The organism is Paenibacillus sp. RC67 (assembly GCF_030020805.1).
GTDB lineage: Bacteria > Bacillota > Bacilli > Paenibacillales > NBRC-103111 > Paenibacillus_S.
In genome coordinates this window covers 554,465-572,733 of the sequence record NZ_CP125098.1, presented here as the reverse complement: position 1 = coordinate 572,733, position 18,269 = coordinate 554,465, and the positions used below count along the sequence as shown (strand labels likewise).

Below are 18,269 nucleotides of genomic sequence, written 5' to 3'. Positions count from 1 at the left end.
GTTTTTCTTATTGCCTAACGTACGCCAAGCAAAATCTCAATAGTAAGCTGATCGAGCTTCTCATAATTAATGCCTTCCGCACCGATGCCTGCGCGGTCCACTTGATACCCTTTCAACGCTTTCAAGCTTTCAGTGGAGAATTGAATATCGAATCCAGGAAGATCCAGCTTCTTGCCGTTAATTTCTTGCAGCAGTGCTTGGATCTCTTTATCCTCGTTGAATTGTCTTACTTTCTCCTTCAAGATCAAGTAAGTTTTCATATTCCCTTTGGCAAACTCGATAACGCCTTGGCGATCTTCAGTACGCAGCGCGTGAGCATCGAAATGCAGCATGCCTTTATAATTGTAGTCTTCCAACAGCTTGACGAGGAAGAAAGCTTCCTTGATGCCGTCGGAGCCAAAACGCAAGTCTTGGTCGAAGCGTCCCATCTTCTGATCGTTTAAATCAATGTGGAACAGCTTACCCGCATCCAGCGCTTGTGCAACCGCATGATAGAAGTTCAACCCAGCCATACGCTCATGGGCAACCTCAGGGTTAACGCCAACCAACTCCGGATGATCTAATGTAGTGATCAAACCAAGCATAGCTCCAGTAGTCGGCATATAGATGTCAGCGCGCGGCTCATTCGGCTTAGCTTCCAGCGCGAATTTGTAGCCGTAATTTTGCGAAATACTGTATTCGCACAAGTAGTTGATGGCCTCTCTGTAGCGCTTGGTAGCTTCTACTGCATCTTTACCCGCATCTACTTCGGAGCCTTCACGTCCGCCCCACAGAACGAAGGTTTCCGCTCCGAATTCTTTGCCCAAATCCATTGCTTGAATGGTTTTCTGGATCGCGTAAGCGCGTACACGTGGATCGTTCGATGTAAATCCTCCATCCTTGAAGATAGGATCGGTGAAGAGGCTTACTGTCGCCATAGGCACTTTCAGTCCGGTCTCTTCGAGAGCGCGGCGGAATTCACTTACAATGCGGTCTCTTTCCGCAGGAGTAGCATCGATAGGCACAAGGTCATTGTCATGGAAGTTAACGCCGTAGGCACCAAGCTCCGCTAGCATATGAACCGATTCTACCGGGGTAAAGCCTTCACGTACAGGCAAACCGAACGGGTCACGGCCTGAATTGCCTACCGTCCATAATCCAAATGTAAACCGATCTTCTTTTTTAGGAATAAATGAACTCATAAGTGCACCTCCAAGGTACTTTGTTTATTCAATGAACTATGTTTCTGAGAATTAGTTTACCACTGATTGGATAAAAATAAAAGACCTGACGTTGACCTTTTATACCTAAATTTTTTGTATTCAAGAATTGCCTTAAGAAAGAACAAAAGTCGTCTCCCCTCCTTCAGCATGCAGCACTGAATTCATGGAACACGACTATTTTTCACTTGAGCCTCTATTTCACATTTTGAATACGTATCACAGCTGGAACACAGCTCTGTTCTCTCCTACTACAGTTCCACTCCCATTGCTAAAAAACCTTGGGCATAACCTGTACAATTCGTCGATAGTCTGCCTGCGGTCATACCCGACTTGTTCCAAAATGGAGGCCACGATCAACGGCCATTTATCTTCGGATCCATCCATCACCTTGAGGGCAAACGCAAGCCTCTCCTTACGCAGACCAAAGCAATAAACACCTTTTGCTCCTCCCTTGGCTACGATATTATCGTCAGACAACAAAGTCGAGCAGATCATGTCCGTCCCGGCTACCATCTCATAGTTGCGGTTCATTAAAGCCGTTATCTCCTCTACCGCCGCCCTTGTCGCCTTATCACTAATTAACTCAGGACACGCCAGCTTCAGATACGTTAACGCTAAATGATACAGCGGAATAGCAAATACGGGAAAACCGCAGCCGTCAACACCGATATGAATATCTTCCTCAGGGTATTCGGACAGCATAGCTAAGGTTTGAACAATCTCCTGCTGTACAGGGTGATTCGGATCCTCATAGCCGCTCAAGCTGTAGCCCTTACTCTTACAGTAAGCAAGGATACCCAGATGCTTGCCCGAGCAATTATGATATAACCTACTTTCCGGCTTTCCTTGGACTATCAGTTCATTATGTGCTGCTGCGTTCAAAGGATAGGTTGCGTGGCATGCCAGATCTTCCTCAGACAGCCCGATTTTGCTCAGCATGGATTCTACAGCAGTGACATGATAGGCTTCCGCTCGATGTGATGCCGTCATAATCGCAAGCTCTTTTTCGTTAAAAGGATAGCGATTCGCTATGCCGTAGCGAAAGGACGGGATGGCCTGAATCGGCTTCGCCGCTGAGCGCAAATAGGTCATATGCTGCGCATTACCGACTCGATACTTGATTCTGCTTGAATCATCTACACCGCAAATATGCCCGGCATATTCGCATTCAAGCAATCCGCCGCGAAGTTCCTCTACCAATATCTCGCTCTTGCTCATGGGGTTCCTCCCGCGCATTAATTAGTAAAGCTCGCAACGATGTCGGCTGCTGCGCGCAGCCGGGCAGGGTCAATCGGCTTCCACGGACTTGAGTCCACACGAACGCCGGTGCCTAAATGGACCTCCGATACGCCGGATTTGGATATAAAGGAGGCCAGAGATTCAAGCTTCAACCCGCTTCCTGCAAGCAGTGTAATCGATAATTCTTTACAAATCCGATTCATTTGCTGAATCGTCTTAACGGAATCAAGTGCGCTTGGCGTTCCTCCTGATGTAAGTATACGCTTGATCGCCGAATATTTGCCTAATGTACGGAGCGCCTGCTCTTGATCCCTCACCTCGTCAACAGCCCTGTGGAACGTAACAGACATTCCTCCAACCTCCACCAACAGCCTCCCCATCGTCATCTCATCTACCCGGCCATCCGGAGTTAACGCACCAACAACTATACCGGCAGGACCAAGGCTGCGAATGACACGGATATCCGATAGCATTGTTCTTATGTCATCCTCGTCATAGCAAAACGTATTGGCATGAGGACGGACCATCACATGAACGGGAATCGTGACGGAGTCAAGCACCTGTTCGATAAGGCCATAGCTCGGCGTCACGCCTCCCTCTCCTATACCAGAGATCAGTTCGATTCTTCCCGCTCCGTTATTTTGCGCCAATCTGGCATCAGCAACACTCGTTGCTATAACTTCCAATATCACGAGACATCCCTCTTTCTTTGAGGTGTTTGTACGCCCGCATTCTAGCATAATCTTACAATTTTGCATATATGAAGATAAGAGTGTGAGAACGAGCCATCTTCCACCTCATGATTCACGGCTTCATCAGATTGGTTAATGATATAAGTATGCGCCTTCATCCCCCTATGGTTCAGGTATAAAAAGACCGCTGTCGAGAAATGCTAATGCGGGAAATTGACAACAAAGGGAAAGGAGAACGGCCATGACAAGTCAAGACATTCGTCGAATTCACGAGCTAAATGATGTGAAAACATCGGCTTGGACAGGAGAAGAACTGCATTATCATCAACGTGTCATGAGTGATTTGTCCCCCTGGCTAAATGCCCAGGGCACAGCTATGTTGAGTCAGATTATTCATGAGATTCAGAACCGGGATTGATTACCCCTCACTTTTTATACATACATGTTGATTTTATATCAAAAATAGAGGATAATAAGAAACGGAATAAGAAATTACATATTATTAGGAGGTATAACCATGGCACATCAATTACCAGCACTACCTTATGCAAACAACGCATTGGAACCGCATATCGACGAAACTACTATGATGATTCACCACGATCGTCATCACAACACTTATGTAACCAACTTGAACGCAGCGTTGGAAGGTCATGCTGATCTTCAAGCAAAAAGCATTGAAGATCTGATCGCTGATCTGAACAGCGTACCAGAAGCTATCCGTACGGCTGTCCGCAACAACGGCGGCGGTCATGCTAACCACTCCCTGTTCTGGGAAGTTATCGGACCTAACGGCGGCGGCGCTCCAGAAGGTAAATTGGCTGATGCCATCAACAACGAATTGGGCGGCTTCGATAAATTCAAAGAAGATTTCGCTAAAGCGGGTACTACTCGTTTCGGAAGCGGCTGGGCATGGCTCTCCGTTACTCCTCAAGGCAAATTGGTTGTAAGCAGCACTCCTAACCAAGACAGCCCTATCATGGAAGGCAATACGCCAATCCTTGGTATGGACGTATGGGAGCATGCTTACTACTTGAAATATCAAAACAAACGTCCTGACTACATCTCCGCGTTCTGGAATGTTGTTAACTGGGCTGAAGTTGGTAAACGTTACGAAGCTGCAGCAAAATAAGCATTGTACCGTTAGGGAGAGGGGCTCTATAGTCCCTCTCTTTTGACATTTTAGAACTTCTAAATTTCGGGGCTCCCCACAAAGTACCTGAACCAACTTCGAAGCCAAGGCCCCACTTTGTGGGGTTATTTTAGTGTGTTCATGGAATATTCCATAGCATTTTTTTCCTTGATATGAAATAATGAGAACAACGATAAATCGAAGACTTAGGATGAACCACCTGGCCTTTTTTCATTATTCTAGCAAGCATAATCAAATAACCGAGTACAAAGGTGGTATTTAGTCGATGAGACTACTCCCTATCTCAATGGTGCATCCCGGCATGAGGCTCGGCAAATCCATTGTGTCCGAAGAGGGGCAAACGATGTTGAGTACCCACTCGGAGCTTTCCCTCCCTGATATTCGCAAATTAAAGCTGATGGGTTATCAGCAGCTCCATATTGAGGACCCGCGAACGGACGATATTCAAATGTCCGATGCATTACGTGAGGAAACTTCCACTGCCGTTCGACAACAATTGATGCCTGCTTTTCAAAGGCTGCAGCAGTATCGTGATTGGAACAGCGGAGACATGCGCTCCTTATCGCAAGCGGCTCTCAAGAGCATGGCGCTGATTCTGGAAGATTTACAAGAGCAGCACAAGCAATTGCCCGAGGATGATACGATCCGATTAATGTACACCAACAAAAACAGTTTTTCTATCCTTGAGCAGCTATGGCAAAATGCTTTAAATGTTTGTGTATATGCCACTCGAATCGGTATTCTCGATGGATATGGACTGGATGATATCAACGCTTTCGGACTTGGCGCCATGCTGCACGATATCGGTAACACCCAAGTATCCCCCAAGCTGTTATTAAAAACAGCCCCCCTTACACCGCTCGAATACGAGGAAATTCAAAAGCACACAGAGTACGGCTACAAAATAGTTAAAGATGCTCCTGGCATCCCGCTCATATCCGCACACTGCACACTTCAGCATCACGAGAAGATTAATGGAAGCGGTTATCCTGCAGGCTTAACTCAAGCGGGTATTCATCCTTTTGCACAATGGATAGGCTTATTGGACGCCTACGATGCTATGACCAATCCGCGTCCTTACCGGCCGGCCTTTCCACCGGAACACGCACTGGAAAATCTTTTCACAAGAGCTGGAACGCTGTATGATAGAGACAAGGTAGATTCGTTTCGCAGCCGTGCAGCGATTTATCCTGTCGGCTTAAGTGTTCGGTTGAGCACGGGACAAATCGGAATCGTATCGAAACGCAACCTCGGCTTGCAGCACAGACCTGTCGTCCGCATTCTTACCAACGAGCAGGGACAAGATTTGATGCAGCCTGTGGAGATAGATTTATCCAGCCACCCGCACATTAAGATATACCGCATTGGAGAAGATGCGCTAGTACATTAAGTTTGGAAAAGAGATGAGCTTTGTATGCACAATATTGTTCCTCTATTAAAGGAAGTTCCTTTATTTGAAGATCTCACGGTTAGTGAGCTGATGTCCATATCGCCTCTTTTTACGGAACGTAAAATAAAGAAAAATACGGTCTTGTTTCATGAAGGCGACTTGGGGAACGAATTTTTCATCATCGACACCGGTGTCGTCAAAATTTATCGTATCGATTACACGAAGGAAGTCATTCTCAGTTTATTAAGCGAGGAGATTACTTCGGGGAAATGTCGCTAATCCAGCACGAGATGACCCGATCCGCTACGGCAGAAACATTGGCTCCTACGACGATGTATTCCTTAATGCGCTCCGATTTCATCGAATTTCTGGAGAAGTCTCCGAAGCTGTGCCTTAAGCTGCTGGAATCGACCATGGAGCGACTGCGCAACGCCAATGACCAAATTGCCAATCTGACGTTCCTGGATGTGCGGACACGAACCATTAAAGTGATTTCCCGATTAGCGGAGGAACATGGAATTGTTCGTCAGAGTGGAATATTAATCAACATGAAGCTGACCCACCAGCAGCTTGCCAACCTAGCCGGAACCGTGCGTGAGTCGGTAACCAAGGTGCTTCAGGAGCTTCAGGATGATCAGATCATCTCCATCGATAAAAAAATGATTCTCATCAAACGTATGGATGCGTTAAAAGAGCGGATTGTTTAAAACCCGCTCTTTTTTGCAGCTTATTCCATTAAGAACTAGAATCGCCAAAATACCGGTTTAAAATTTTCAAAAAGACGTTGGGGAATGCGTACTGTCCCATCGTATCACGACTGACCCACTGATAGTGGGAAGGCATCAGCTGACCTGCGCTGGAGGGTACTATCGTGGGCTCGAGAGTACAAGCTACAACCTGCATGTCCCAATGGATATGGCTGAACGTATGCTCGGCATGCATGTACCATCTTTCCGGATGAATCCCAATGGTTTCTTCTGACAATTGATCGGTCAATATGGATATCGAAGCGGGAATTGAATCTATCGCAGAGTGCACCTTTTCCGTTGCCGAATATGCGAATGGCACCTCCGTATGCGGCAGCTCCCACATCCGGGCGAGCAGACCTTCCTGCGGCCGCTGCCGAATCAGCACCTGACCTTGATTCGGGCCTGTCCCCTCAATAAGTGCGGCGAGCCGATACTCAGGACGCGGAGGCTTAGCCTTCTTCTTAATGGGCAGCTCCTCCTCCATTCCCGCTTCTCGTGCAGAGCAATGCTCCATAACGGGACAGGTCAGACAGTGCGGCGACCGTGGGGTACAGACCATAGCCCCTAGCTCCATCAAGCCCTGATTAAAATCTCCGGCAGCGCCTTCCGGAATCAGCTCCTTAGCGAGCTTCTCCATAATCCCTCGCGTGCTGACTTTCATAATGTCTTCTTCGATGAGAAAATAACGTGACAGCACCCGCATGACGTTGCCATCTACCGCCGGCTCCGGTTTATTGTACGCAATGCTTAGTACCGCCCCAGCCGTGTAAGGACCGACACCTTTGAGTGTGGAAATTTCCTTAAGTGTATCCGGCACCACACCGCCGTATCGCTCCTGCACTTCCCGTACAGCTCCTTGCAAATTGCGGGCTCTGGAGTAATATCCAAGGCCTTCCCACAGCTTCAGCACATCTTCCTCCGGCGCATTAGCGAGCGCCTCCATCGTCGGAAAACGTTCTGTAAACCGGTGAAAGTACGGTATAACCGTGTCCACCCGGGTTTGCTGCAGCATCACTTCGGAAATCCATATATGATAAGGGTTCTTGCTGCGGCGCCACGGCAGGTCTCGGCGATGCTTACGGTACCATGCCAGCAGTTCTTCGGAAAAGTATTGCTTTTTAAGGTTCGTTTCCATGAGGTCTCCTTCTATTGCCGAACGTTATGGTATAATGATGGCATTTAAAACCATCAGAGGAGTGAGGCAAATGTTAACTCCCGGTGAGCTGGCGGCACGGCTTAACAGGCTCGTTATTTCTATCCTATTAGTAGGACATCAAAAATGCAGCCCCCAGTGGCACCAACTGCCCAGAACGATTCAACACAATTCGGTCTGGCTTATTATTAAAGGGAAAGGTACGTTTACGATTAATGGCACGCATTATCCGGCGGAGCCAGGAAAGTTTTTTTGCTTCAGTCCCGGCATGATCGTAGAACGGCGTACGGATGCCGAGCAGCCGCTCGAATACTACTTCCTCCGATTTCATTATACGGAAACTTTCGAAGAGAAGGAACAGTGGATTTATCGCAGCTCTTCCGAGACTGCATTCCCCCTGGAAGGGATGTATACGGTCAACAATACGCCTCAGCTCATTTATTTGTTCGAGCAGCTGGACATATTGTGGAAGCGCAGAGGGCATATGACCGCTATGCGGAGAAAAATATTGCTGCTGGAGTTTTTCTTAACCCTCATACAGGACTTCCGGGCACAAAAAATAGCCGGCGACACCACGGCCGCCATCGAGTTGACACAGGATCACATGGTCGGCCACTACCAAGAGCCCTTAACCTTGGAGGGACTGGCGCAGATGGCAGGCTTGAGCGTAAGCCATTATTCCCGTTTATTTAAAAAATACATAGGCTACAGCCCTATCGATTACTTGACCCATCTGCGGGTCGACCGTGCCAAGGAGCTGTTGGTGCTGTCCGATTATCGACTGAAGCTGATCGCGAATAGTGTCGGGTACACGGATGAATTTTACTTCAGCCGCATTTTCAAAAAAGTGACCGGTGTCTCGCCACGCGATTATGCGAAAAAGCACCGTTTCGCCCCTTTTATGGACCGGTAAATCGCAAAATATGCTGTCCTAGCGCAAGGTTTGACTTCCCAAGTCGAAAGGTGTACGCTACCCATAAGCACGCCCTTTTCCATTGATTTCAACCGATAAGAGCGTTCAACGGACGGCTTCCGTCATTAGATTAAACCACTCGGGAGGGGGATAACCGGATGAGGAAATTATCTCTTGGGCTCAGTTGGGCCATTTCTTTGCTAATCGTAGCAACATTAGCCGGCTGTGGCAGCTCCGCCAAGCAGGGCGGGGAGCCTTTCGGAGGCAGCAATAAAGCGGCAAGCCAGGGCGAAGCGCTGACAAGCGCACCGGAGCAGGTACAAGCACTCTACAAGCAAAGCTGCATTTCGTGCCATGGCAATAATCTCGAAGGCAAGGTCGGTCCTACGACCAATCTGCAAAAAATCGGCGGGAAGCTGACCAAAGAGCAAATCAGCAAGCAAATTATTAGTGGCGGCAACGGCATGCCGGGCTTCGGCACTAAATTGAAACCGGAGGAAACCGAAGCATTAGCCGAATGGCTTGCAGCAAAAAAATAACGCATAGACCCACTTACATAGCTGGTAACAACTGTATAACCGAACAAACATCCGCAATACGATTCTATCGTGCAGCAGATGTTTTTGTTTTTTACATGCTATTAAATAAAAATATATTGCTTCCTATTCATTTGTCTGCAACATTTCACAGAACATTTCCGTTTTTAGAAGTGAAACAACATTTTGGTAATCGGGGGAATAACATGAAATCGACAGTCAAAAACAAGCTCATTATCGGAGTTGCTACAGTCACTTTGTTAACCGGTTTGACGTACTTCACATCTCTTCACCCGGCTGGTGTCACGCCTGCCTATGCGGAGCAAGTAAGCCCTGCCTACAGCAAAACTATTACCGTTGGAGGCGAAGGCGAGATCAAGGTGACTCCAGACGTGGCCTATATCAATTTGGGAGTTATGACCAAAGCCAACACCGCAAGTGAAGCCCAAACGCTGAACGCGGAGAGCTTCGCAAGCCTGACTACCATGCTGTACGATACGTACAAACTCGATAAGAAAGACGTGAAAACGTCCGGATTCTCCGTGCAGCCGGTTTACAGCTATTCGGATAAGGAACCGAAAATCACCGGATACTCTGCAACCCAAATGGTCCAAGTCACTTATCGTGATATCGAAAAAGTAGGGGCTTTCCTAGATGCGGCATCCGCTGCTGGAGCCAACCAAATTAACGGCGTTCAATTCGATACCGAAAAGCGTCAGGACTATGAGATCCAAGCCATTGACTCCGCGATGAAAAATGCCGAAGCCAAAGCTAAAGCCATTGCCAAAACTATCGGCAAAGAAGTGAAAGGCGTTGTCAACGTGGTTCAAAACGGAAGCTCTGCTAACCCTATTCGCCGTGAATACAGCCCGATGCTTATGAAGACAGCGGATTCCGCTTCTACACCAACGTCCATTGCACCTGGAGAGTTGACCATTACAACAAGTCTTAGCGTTCAGTACGAATTTTAATTACGAATTTTTTAATTATTATAGATGGAATAATAAATCTCTCACTATCCGTTCAGACGGCTGTGAGAGATTTTTATTTGCTTATGTTAGTTTATCCCATAACGCTCTTGAAGCACTCGGAGATGGTGCAGCTCATGACCGATGATGACGCAAGCCAACGCCCTTGCGGAGAACACACTGTCGCTCGCAGTTCCTTGTCTTATCCACGCTTCCTCTGTAAGTGCACTTAACAGGGTAAGAGTGGCTTGACGAACAGCTTTGTAATCCTCAAGCAGGAAAGCTACGGAGCAGTGATCGAATGGTGCACCTTCCATCATCGTATCTTGGTCGTAACCAGGCAGCGGCGTCTTATCTCCTCTTGCAATCCTAAGCAGTCTATAGCTCATAATCCGTTCGTTGTCCGTAATATGTCCCAGTACTTCTTTGACACTCCATTTTCCTTCTGCATAGCGATAGTTCCCTTGTTCTTCCGTTAAATCGCTCAAGATAGCATAGGTATGGTCAAGCTGACTTTTCAAAATTCGGATCAAATCACCCTCATCTGGAACGAGCTTAATATAGGTTCCGAAATAAGGAGCGTACTCATTTGAAGCTGGCCTCAGGTTCATCTCAATACCGCCTTTCCCTCAATAAATTTTTCGAATTAGCAGGCTATTGAACTTAATACCCTTATTCCCATGGGAAGCGTGTAATTAAATGATCGGAAAACTCCTTGCTTTCTTCCCTGCGCGCTTTGCGCATTTCGGCTCGTCTTGTAGCCGTTTGATTCAAACGGCGCTCTTCTTCGGTCTCCGGGATCACCTTAGGCACCTGAATTGGCCTTTTGTTCTCATCCATAGCGACGAACGTGAGGAACGACGTGGCTGCAATCGTTCTTTCTCCCGACTGCAAATCCTCGGTGATGACCTTCACGAATACTTCCATCGAGCTCTTCCCTGTCCAGGTTACAAAAGACTCCAAACAGACTGAATCCGTTGGACGAATCGGCGACAAAAAGTCGACGGAGTCGGTAGAGGCCGTTACTACCGATCTTCGGCAGTGCTTAGATGCGGAAATCGAGGCGATATCGTCAATGTAGGCCATTAACTTGCCTCCGAATAGTGTGTTGTGGTTGTTGACATCCGTGGGAAATATTCTTGATGTCTTGTACGTTCTCGATTCCTTAACAAATCGCTGCTCCATTAGCTTTCCTCCTAATGCGTATAAACGGTTCTTCTTTAATTGGCTGTTTCAACTACCGCATAAGCCATAGCCATTGTCTCCGTATGCGTTATACTCAGATGGATTACAGTTCCGATTGGGAGCTGCAGCCTTTGAATGGCCTCTTCCGATACGCGGCATACCGGTTTGCCCAAAGCGTCGGGCAGCACTTCCATATCCTGCAGCGACACCTGCTTGCCGATACCGCAGCCTAACGCCTTGCTGACGGCTTCTTTGGCGGCAAACCGGCCTGCTACAAATTCGGCTAATCTCCCCTTGCGCTGAGCCGCGAGCTCTCTCTCGGCCTCGGTTAGTATTCGCTGCATAAATCGCTCGCCAGCCGTACTCGCCAGGATGCTCTTCACTCTTGCGATGTCGAGCAAATCCGTGCCAATTCCAATAATCATCAGTAAAGCGTCCTTTTCCAGTCCGGCTTTATGAGGCCCCTTATCGTATGGGCTTCCCGGGTATTTAATCCCATCGTATCCAATATGCATTCCAAACGCAAGACAAGTTTACCAGCGGTGACTTGTCCGTTTTAATAAAACAGACCGAGCAGCAGCTCGGCCTGTTACGTATTAAATCCCAGGAATCTGAGAACGTTTGTGCTCTGTCTTCAGATAATGCTTCTCGAGCTTTTCCTTCGCGGCGGGATCGATTTCCTTACCTTCCAGATAGTTGCTGTTGGCTTCGTAAGTGATGCCAAGCTCTTTCTCGTCGGTTTGACCTTCCCACAAGCCTGCCGTCGGAGCTTTGTCCAGAACGCTTTGAGGTACGCCGAGAGCTGCGGCAAGCTGCCGCACTTGACGTTTATTCAACGAGCTAAGAGGAGTAATGTCCACCGCTCCGTCACCGTATTTGGTATAGAAGCCGGTAATCGCTTCAGATGCATGATCCGTTCCGACGACAAGCAGATTCAGTTCAAATGCCAGCGCATACTGCATGACCATGCGAGTTCTGGCCTTCACGTTTCCTTTGCCTTCGCGGCTTAGATGACGATGCTCCCCAATGGACTTCAAGCCATGCTCTGCTTCCAGCGCAATCTCGTTGACGGCTTCCTCGATATTGGTTTCAATCCGATATTTTAGCTTGAATGCTTCAGCTACAGCGTAGCTGTCCGCAATATCCTCTTGCACTCCATAAGGCTGGAACACACCCAGTGTTTTGTATTCCTTGCCTTTTTCTTGTGTTAGCTCATCTGTGGCCCGAATGCAGAGTCCTGTGGCTACGGCACTATCAATTCCGCCGCTGATGGCGATCAAGAGACCACGGACACCCGATGATACTATGTACTCTTTCAAAAAATCGACGCGTTTGCGGATTTCTTCATCCACATTGATTTCCGGCTTTACGCCCAGCTTTGCGATAATTTCCTGCTGTATGCTCATCGTTTATACACCTCTCCACTCTCTGTTTCCTATAAGTATAGTGAACTGTATTCAGATTGCAAGAACTAAACGTCGTTGAAATTGGACCTACAAAAAACTCCCATCGGCCGCTAATGGTTCCGGTACCGAAGGGAGCTTTTTGGGAAAGCTTCTTATTTACAGTATTGCTCAAATGCACTGATCAAATCATTAGCGATCATATCCGCCGAACGGTCTTCGATTTGATGACGTTGGATGAAATGAACCAATTCACCGTCTTTCAGAAGAGCGATGGACGGGGAAGACGGAGGATAAGGTGCCAAATATTCGCGCGCCTTAGCTGTCGCTTCTTTATCCTGACCAGCGAATACCGTGAACAATTGGTCGGGCTTCACTGCGTTCTGCAGCGCTTGAGCTACGCCTGGTCTACATTGACCGGCAGCACAGCCGCATACAGAGTTAATAACAAGAAGAGCAGTGCCCTTGGAATTCTCGATGTTTTCCACAACCTCTTCAGGCGTGCGCAGTTCAGTGATTCCGTGACGAGTCAACTCATCTCTCATCGGTTGAACCATATCTTTCATGTATGACTCAAATGACATGGACATTTACTTCCACTCCTTTACCTACATAAGGATTTACAAACTTTCGTATGTCTCATTATACATCGGTAAGGTAGGAAAGCAAAGTACCTGAATAAAAGTTTGAGCATTCATTTATGGTTATTCTGATTTATCCGTGTTCACTTGCTCGCTGCTCTCTGTCTCGCTGCCCAAAGGAGTAGTATAGACCGGGTAAGCCACATTTTTATCCGGGTGGGCAAAATTACCGGTTTGCGGGACGATGCCCTTCTCGAAATAATCCTTGTTCTCCTCAGTCTGGAACCCAATATCCTTGAATGGATGCACCCACTCGTCACCCGACATGACAGCAGGATCCACTTCCTTCGACCAATTTTCCAATGGAGACTCATCTGATTCATAGTCATGATCCCCGATTACAACACCCTGAGAGTTCACAAAGGGATCTCTCGGCCCTCTCCCCTCCAGGAATTGAGGCAAAAAGTTAATCTCAAAAGGGTCCAGTTCACTTTGATCTCCTGACTGTGCAGAAACGGGACGACTAGGATTAGGCTTTTCTTTGTCATTTGAACTCACGCTTGACCACTCCTTTACTTCTGCATCCTAAATAAGGTTTCTAAACCGAAGGACGGTTTGGGCCATCCAGCTTTTTATCTCGTATCTCTTCATTTGCCGCTTCAGGGCTATTGTTTTGTTGCGATTGAATTTGCTGTTCTTTAGAGTTGATTGTTCGATTCTTCGCCATTGTTACCACTCCCTTCCCTTTTATTATGCTTCCTCGCATGGAATTAACTCAAAGCTTCAAAAATTGGAACGTGAACGACTGCTTGCTAAGTACCTGAAATTGATAGCCTTGCTGCTTCAAATAAGCTATGACCTCGGGGAGCGCTTCAACCGTCGTAGTTTTAACGTCCATGTCGTGCATGAGCACAATAATCTGATTTTTGCCGGCGCTGTTGCCTTTAACAGCATTAACAATTTCCTCTTTAGGTTGTACAACGGCAGCTGCGTCGGTAGAACTGACATTCCAGTCAAAATATTGATATCCATTTTTCGACATTTCCCGGGTAATAGCATTCATCACGCTTCGACCTCCGAACCGCCAGCTTAGCCGATTATTCGACCCACCAGGAAAACGGATCAAATCGGATTCTATCCCTACCTTTTCTCGTAGAAATCGGCTCAGCTTGTCTGCATCCGCTTTAAAAGCTTCCACTGAGGCATAAATACGCTGGTAGTTATGTGAAAACGTATGATTGCCCAGCGTATGCCCTAATTGCACAGTATGCTTAAGCGGCGCAAGGTATTTTTCAGCAGCGTGTCCGGTTACAAAAAAGGTTGCCTTCACATCATGTTCACTTAAAATTTGTAAAATCCGCTCTGTATTGCGAGACGGGCCGTCATCAAATGTCAAATAAGCCACTTTTCTCGGCTTCCCGGCCTTATCCTTAACCTGATTTACCGGGATCTCCACCTTATGCTCCAGCGGTTCAGTGTAACTCCCTTTTAGTTTAAGCTTCGTTGTTACGCGTTCATCTTCTTTATCCTCGTAATCTTGTTGTGGAATTGCCGCAGGTTCAGTCAGTAAAAGCTCGGACGATGACGGTGTCGTATGGGTAGTGTGCTCCGCCGTGTATCCTTCATTAGAGCTGTGATACGTATTTGAGGCAAGATACGGCAGCCCTACGGTCCAAATCAATGAAAATACAATGCATCCAGCTAAAATAGACCACATCAGACCGTTCCCTTGCTTCATGACAATCCCTCCAAATTCCGACATCATAAGGTTATTATGGCTCTTCTCCGATAGACAAAGCCCGTGGAATTAATGGATGGAATGGGATATAAATGAAATTAGCTTCTTGTTGTTGAAGCCCCCGGTCCTTTGCATTAGCCTGTAAAAAGCGTACAATGAGAAAAACGCGTTTAGCGGAAGTTTTATCGCCATTAGAAAATTATTCTGGATGCAAGGAGCTTCAATCATTATGTCTTATAATGTTATCGTTATTGGAGGCGGCCCTTCCGGCCTCATGTCCTGTATTGCAGCGGCTTCCCACGGGGCTAAGGTGCTGCTGATCGATAAGGGGGATAAGCTCGGGCGCAAGCTCGGCATTTCTGGGGGCGGAAGATGCAATGTAACCAACGCGAAAGAGTTGGACGAGCTGATTCGACATATCCCCGGCAACGGGCGTTTCTTATACAGCGCATTCGCGCATTTCAGCAACAAGGATATCATGGCGTTCTTCGAAGGGCTCGGCATTCGGCTTAAGGAAGAAGACCGCGGGCGCATGTTTCCGGTATCTGACAAAGCCAAGACAGTGGTCGATGCGTTAGTAAGCAAGGTTCGCAGCCTTGGCGTAGATATCCGGGTGAACAGCCCGGTTCGTCGTGTGCTTTATTCCGGAGATCGTGTCGAGGGTGTTGAACTGATGGACGGACGCCGTATTGAGGCCGAGTCCGTTGTTATAGCTACCGGCGGTAAATCGGTACCGCATACAGGCTCTACGGGAGACGGCTACGCTTGGGCGGAAGCGGGAGGCCACACAATCACAGAGCTGTACCCAACCGAAGTACCGATCACGTCCAAAGAGCCTTTTATCCGCAGCAAGGAGCTGCAAGGACTGTCCCTACGCGATATTACTTTATCGGTGTGGAACCCGAAGGGGAAGAAGCTGATCGAACATGAAGGAGACATGATATTTACCCACTTCGGTCTGTCCGGTCCCGCCGTATTGCGATGCAGCCAGTTTGTCGTCAAAGCATTGAAGCAGTTCAATGTCCCGACCGTGCGGATGACATTGGACTTATTTCCCGAGATGAGTGTAGACGAAGTGTACAACCATACGCTTTCGTTGTCCAAAGCAGATCCCAAGAAGCAAATTAAGAACGTGCTAAAAAGCGCCGTCTCGGAGCGACTGCTGCCCATCTTGTTAAATAAAGCAGGGATTGCTGAGGACGTCACCTATGACAATATTCCCAAGCAGCCCTGGATGGAACTTGCCAAGCTGTTGAAGGCCTTTCCAATCGAGGTGAATGGCACTCTGTCTATTGAAGAAGCTTTTGTTACTGGCGGTGGAGTGAACTTAAAGGAAATCGATCCGAAAACGATGCAGTCCAAGCTCGTCTCGCGCCTGTTCTTTTGCGGGGAAATTCTTGATATACATGGCTACACGGGCGGCTATAACATTACCGCGGCTTTTACGACGGGGTATACGGCGGGTATGAGTGCAGCCGAAGAACATTCATGAGATGCTTCAGTGAGAGGTACTAGGGCTTTGGCTAAGTCTTAATAGGTCTATTATCCGTGTTCTTACTAATTTTTCAGAAGCGAGTTGGACACGGACATGCCAGCTTTCCGACGGAATATAGTTACACTTGAGTGGTTGTTCCATGACTATATAGAACATTGAGAGCATCACTTAAGACAAGTTTTTACTATCGAACGCTGTAATATCAAAAAGGATGGCAATGGTGCCATCCTTTTTGTTACTCCATCAATCCTTATGTTACAAACAAGCTTTCGCTCCTTACACGAGATTACTCCTTGTTCCCTAACTACTTCGGCATCCGATTAGCAGCCGAGAAGTACTCAGGACTTGTCCCATCCGCGAAGCGAATTGCTTCTTTCGCCTTGGAGAAGTCGTTGCCGACGACAAACATCTCATCGGCGTTTACCCGCTCCAATGTCAGGAATGTATTTGTGCCGCTCTCGGCCTTGCAGCCCTCGACAGATAGCTCCTGCACATCTTTAAGCTCCACGGTGCTCGCGCCCTCTTTGGCTGCCTTACCACGGAAGCCTTTGAGAGAAAGCTGCTCAATATGCTCCCCGTACAATGCATTAGACCAATGCTCGTTCGGCTTGCCGTCCCACACGACCTCCACATCGTCGAACGATACGTTCTTCGCATGACGACAGAACACGGCCGGAATATGGTGCGGAAATACGCCGCGTGCCGACGGTTGAGTGTCGAACAGTCCACCCGGGTAGCCACTTTTCACTCGCATAGTATGCTTGAGTCCACGTATTGAGATATTCTCAATGACGCTCTCTTCTGAGCCTTCCAGATAGACGCCGCCCTCTGATTCCACCATAATGTGGTCGAAGCGGATATTGCGGATTTTACCCGGTGCGTGCTGTGCGCCATTGCGGCGTTCTGCCGTAATAAAGATTGGCTCCCCTTTACCCCACCAACGGAGCTCCCTCTGGGTCTCTTCCGCATCGCTAAACAATCTCGTCTCGATAATGATGTTCGAGAACAAAATATTTTCTACCGTTGCGCCATCCCGAACCCATAAACCGAGACCCCGGTTGGAATTGCGGATGACGCAGTTTTGCACGACAATATTGCGGATATCCGCGTGGGTTTCCGTCCCGATTTTCACACCGGAATCATGGGTGACCAATGTACAATTAGTAACCGTTATATTCTCGCAAGCTCCGTAGCGCTCCGCACCGTTCTTCGTCGTTTTCACCACGATACAGTCGTCACCTGTCTCGATATGGCAGTCGGAAATATGCACATCCTTGCAGCAATCCGGATCGATACCGTCGTTGTTAGGACCGCGCTGCTGTCCCAAAATCTTAATCCCGTTAATATTAACCCGATTGCATCCGGTCATATGAAGTCCCCAAGAGGAAGCACGGAATAGGGTCACATCCCGGAACAGAACATCGGTACAGCCTTCAAAGTCGATCAGCTTAGGGCGAAAACCGCCTAGTGGAAGCAAAACATAATCGCTTACGCCATCCTCAGGCTCGAGGAAATGCTCTCCGCGACCATCAATAGTGCCAAGACCGGTGATCGATACCTTCTCAGCGTGCCGTGCGCAGATCAGCGCATTCTTACCTTGGCCTTCGCTATAAAATAAATCCTCGGCCCCAGCCGTCTTTGGCGCTACGAAATCCTGCTCCTCCATGCTGCTCACAATGCGTGCTGCCGGTTCCAGATGCAGATTGACATACGATTTGATCATCAGTGTTCCAGACAAATATTCTCCCTTAGGCACGACAACCATGCCCCCACCCTGTTCAAAGCAATGATCAATCGCTGCTTGAATACTGGCTGTATCTTTAGTGACTCCGTCTCCTACAGCACCAAAATCTCTAATGCTCACTATCATGC

Annotated in this window: 21 protein-coding genes and 1 pseudogene; 9 read left to right on the top strand and 13 right to left on the bottom strand. The window is 47.9% G+C overall.

Annotation, left to right across the window (positions count from 1 at the left end; translation table 11 throughout):
• Positions 1-14 precede the first annotated feature (14 nt).
• The 3 genes from xylA to QMA13_RS02625 form a co-directional block, all read right to left on the bottom strand.
• Positions 15-1,181, bottom strand: a complete 1,167-nt coding sequence (gene xylA, locus QMA13_RS02635) for a xylose isomerase (RefSeq protein WP_282939357.1) — start codon at positions 1,179-1,181, stop codon at positions 15-17.
• Between the two features lie 237 nt (positions 1,182-1,418).
• Positions 1,419-2,420, bottom strand: coding sequence for an asparaginase (locus tag QMA13_RS02630; RefSeq protein ID WP_282939356.1), 1,002 nt, complete (start codon positions 2,418-2,420; stop codon positions 1,419-1,421).
• A 17-nt stretch (positions 2,421-2,437) separates the two neighbouring features.
• Positions 2,438-3,133, bottom strand: coding sequence for a copper homeostasis protein CutC (locus QMA13_RS02625; RefSeq protein WP_282939355.1), 696 nt, complete (start codon positions 3,131-3,133; stop codon positions 2,438-2,440).
• A gap of 241 nt (positions 3,134-3,374) precedes the next feature.
• Here QMA13_RS02625 and QMA13_RS02620 point away from each other — a divergent pair, with 241 nt between their 5' ends.
• From QMA13_RS02620 to QMA13_RS02600, 5 genes and pseudogenes are all read left to right on the top strand, one after another.
• Positions 3,375-3,551, top strand: coding sequence for a hypothetical protein (locus QMA13_RS02620; RefSeq protein WP_282939354.1), 177 nt, complete (start codon positions 3,375-3,377; stop codon positions 3,549-3,551).
• Between the two features lie 99 nt (positions 3,552-3,650).
• On the top strand, positions 3,651-4,265 hold the full coding sequence (locus QMA13_RS02615) for a superoxide dismutase (protein ID WP_282939353.1): 615 nt from the start codon (positions 3,651-3,653) through the stop codon (positions 4,263-4,265).
• 286 nt (positions 4,266-4,551) lie between these two features.
• Positions 4,552-5,676: an HD-GYP domain-containing protein gene (locus QMA13_RS02610; protein WP_282939352.1), complete on the top strand. Its 1,125-nt coding sequence runs from the start codon at positions 4,552-4,554 to the stop codon at positions 5,674-5,676.
• A gap of 24 nt (positions 5,677-5,700) precedes the next feature.
• Positions 5,701-5,993, top strand: a pseudogene (locus QMA13_RS02605) (cyclic nucleotide-binding domain-containing protein); the annotation flags it as partial.
• Positions 5,967-6,383 carry a Crp/Fnr family transcriptional regulator gene (locus QMA13_RS02600; RefSeq protein WP_481858198.1) on the top strand — a complete coding sequence of 139 codons (417 nt, stop codon included), beginning with the start codon at positions 5,967-5,969 and terminating at the stop codon, positions 6,381-6,383. The pseudogene QMA13_RS02605 and the gene QMA13_RS02600, both read left to right, overlap by 27 nt.
• Positions 6,384-6,411: 28 nt before the next feature.
• Here QMA13_RS02600 and mutY read toward each other — a convergent pair whose 3' ends face one another.
• The gene (gene mutY, locus QMA13_RS02595; protein ID WP_282939349.1) at positions 6,412-7,560 is read right to left on the bottom strand and encodes an A/G-specific adenine glycosylase; all 1,149 of its coding nucleotides are present in this window, start codon (positions 7,558-7,560) and stop codon (positions 6,412-6,414) included.
• Positions 7,561-7,630: 70 nt separating this feature from the next.
• Between mutY and QMA13_RS02590 the strand changes: the two genes are divergently transcribed.
• From QMA13_RS02590 to QMA13_RS02580, 3 genes are all read left to right on the top strand, one after another.
• Positions 7,631-8,491 carry a helix-turn-helix domain-containing protein gene (locus QMA13_RS02590; protein ID WP_282939348.1) on the top strand — a complete coding sequence of 287 codons (861 nt, stop codon included), beginning with the start codon at positions 7,631-7,633 and terminating at the stop codon, positions 8,489-8,491.
• 158 nt (positions 8,492-8,649) lie between these two features.
• Positions 8,650-9,030, top strand: coding sequence for a c-type cytochrome (locus QMA13_RS02585; protein WP_282939346.1), 381 nt, complete (start codon positions 8,650-8,652; stop codon positions 9,028-9,030).
• Between the two features lie 203 nt (positions 9,031-9,233).
• Positions 9,234-9,998, top strand: coding sequence for an SIMPL domain-containing protein (locus QMA13_RS02580; RefSeq protein WP_282939345.1), 765 nt, complete (start codon positions 9,234-9,236; stop codon positions 9,996-9,998).
• Between the two features lie 86 nt (positions 9,999-10,084).
• On the opposite strand, the gene QMA13_RS02575 is transcribed toward QMA13_RS02580, so the two are convergent.
• The 8 genes from QMA13_RS02575 to QMA13_RS02540 form a co-directional block, all read right to left on the bottom strand.
• A complete protein-coding gene (locus QMA13_RS02575; RefSeq protein ID WP_282939344.1) occupies positions 10,085-10,606 on the bottom strand; it encodes a DinB family protein in 522 nt (173 codons plus the stop codon).
• Positions 10,607-10,667: 61 nt separating this feature from the next.
• The gene (locus QMA13_RS02570; RefSeq protein WP_282939343.1) at positions 10,668-11,180 is read right to left on the bottom strand and encodes an acyl-CoA thioesterase; all 513 of its coding nucleotides are present in this window, start codon (positions 11,178-11,180) and stop codon (positions 10,668-10,670) included.
• A 35-nt stretch (positions 11,181-11,215) separates the two neighbouring features.
• Complete coding sequence (gene acpS / locus QMA13_RS02565) at positions 11,216-11,605, bottom strand: holo-ACP synthase (RefSeq protein ID WP_282943219.1); 390 nt, start codon at positions 11,603-11,605, stop codon at positions 11,216-11,218.
• Between the two features lie 171 nt (positions 11,606-11,776).
• On the bottom strand, positions 11,777-12,586 hold the full coding sequence (nadE, locus tag QMA13_RS02560; RefSeq protein ID WP_282939342.1) for an NAD(+) synthase: 810 nt from the start codon (positions 12,584-12,586) through the stop codon (positions 11,777-11,779).
• Positions 12,587-12,738: 152 nt separating this feature from the next.
• Complete coding sequence (locus QMA13_RS02555; RefSeq protein ID WP_282939341.1) at positions 12,739-13,173, bottom strand: BrxA/BrxB family bacilliredoxin; 435 nt, start codon at positions 13,171-13,173, stop codon at positions 12,739-12,741.
• A 114-nt stretch (positions 13,174-13,287) separates the two neighbouring features.
• Complete coding sequence (locus QMA13_RS02550) at positions 13,288-13,722, bottom strand: DUF3905 domain-containing protein (protein WP_481858125.1); 435 nt, start codon at positions 13,720-13,722, stop codon at positions 13,288-13,290.
• Between the two features lie 40 nt (positions 13,723-13,762).
• Positions 13,763-13,891 carry a hypothetical protein gene (locus QMA13_RS02545; RefSeq protein WP_282939339.1) on the bottom strand — a complete coding sequence of 43 codons (129 nt, stop codon included), beginning with the start codon at positions 13,889-13,891 and terminating at the stop codon, positions 13,763-13,765.
• 48 nt (positions 13,892-13,939) lie between these two features.
• Positions 13,940-14,902, bottom strand: coding sequence for a polysaccharide deacetylase family protein (locus QMA13_RS02540; RefSeq protein ID WP_282939338.1), 963 nt, complete (start codon positions 14,900-14,902; stop codon positions 13,940-13,942).
• A 229-nt stretch (positions 14,903-15,131) separates the two neighbouring features.
• Between QMA13_RS02540 and QMA13_RS02535 the strand changes: the two genes are divergently transcribed.
• The gene (locus tag QMA13_RS02535) at positions 15,132-16,394 is read left to right on the top strand and encodes a BaiN/RdsA family NAD(P)/FAD-dependent oxidoreductase (RefSeq protein WP_282939337.1); all 1,263 of its coding nucleotides are present in this window, start codon (positions 15,132-15,134) and stop codon (positions 16,392-16,394) included.
• 307 nt (positions 16,395-16,701) lie between these two features.
• Here QMA13_RS02535 and QMA13_RS02530 read toward each other — a convergent pair whose 3' ends face one another.
• Positions 16,702-18,267 carry a glycoside hydrolase family 28 protein gene (locus QMA13_RS02530; protein WP_282939335.1) on the bottom strand — a complete coding sequence of 522 codons (1,566 nt, stop codon included), beginning with the start codon at positions 18,265-18,267 and terminating at the stop codon, positions 16,702-16,704.
• Positions 18,268-18,269: the final 2 nt, after the last annotated feature.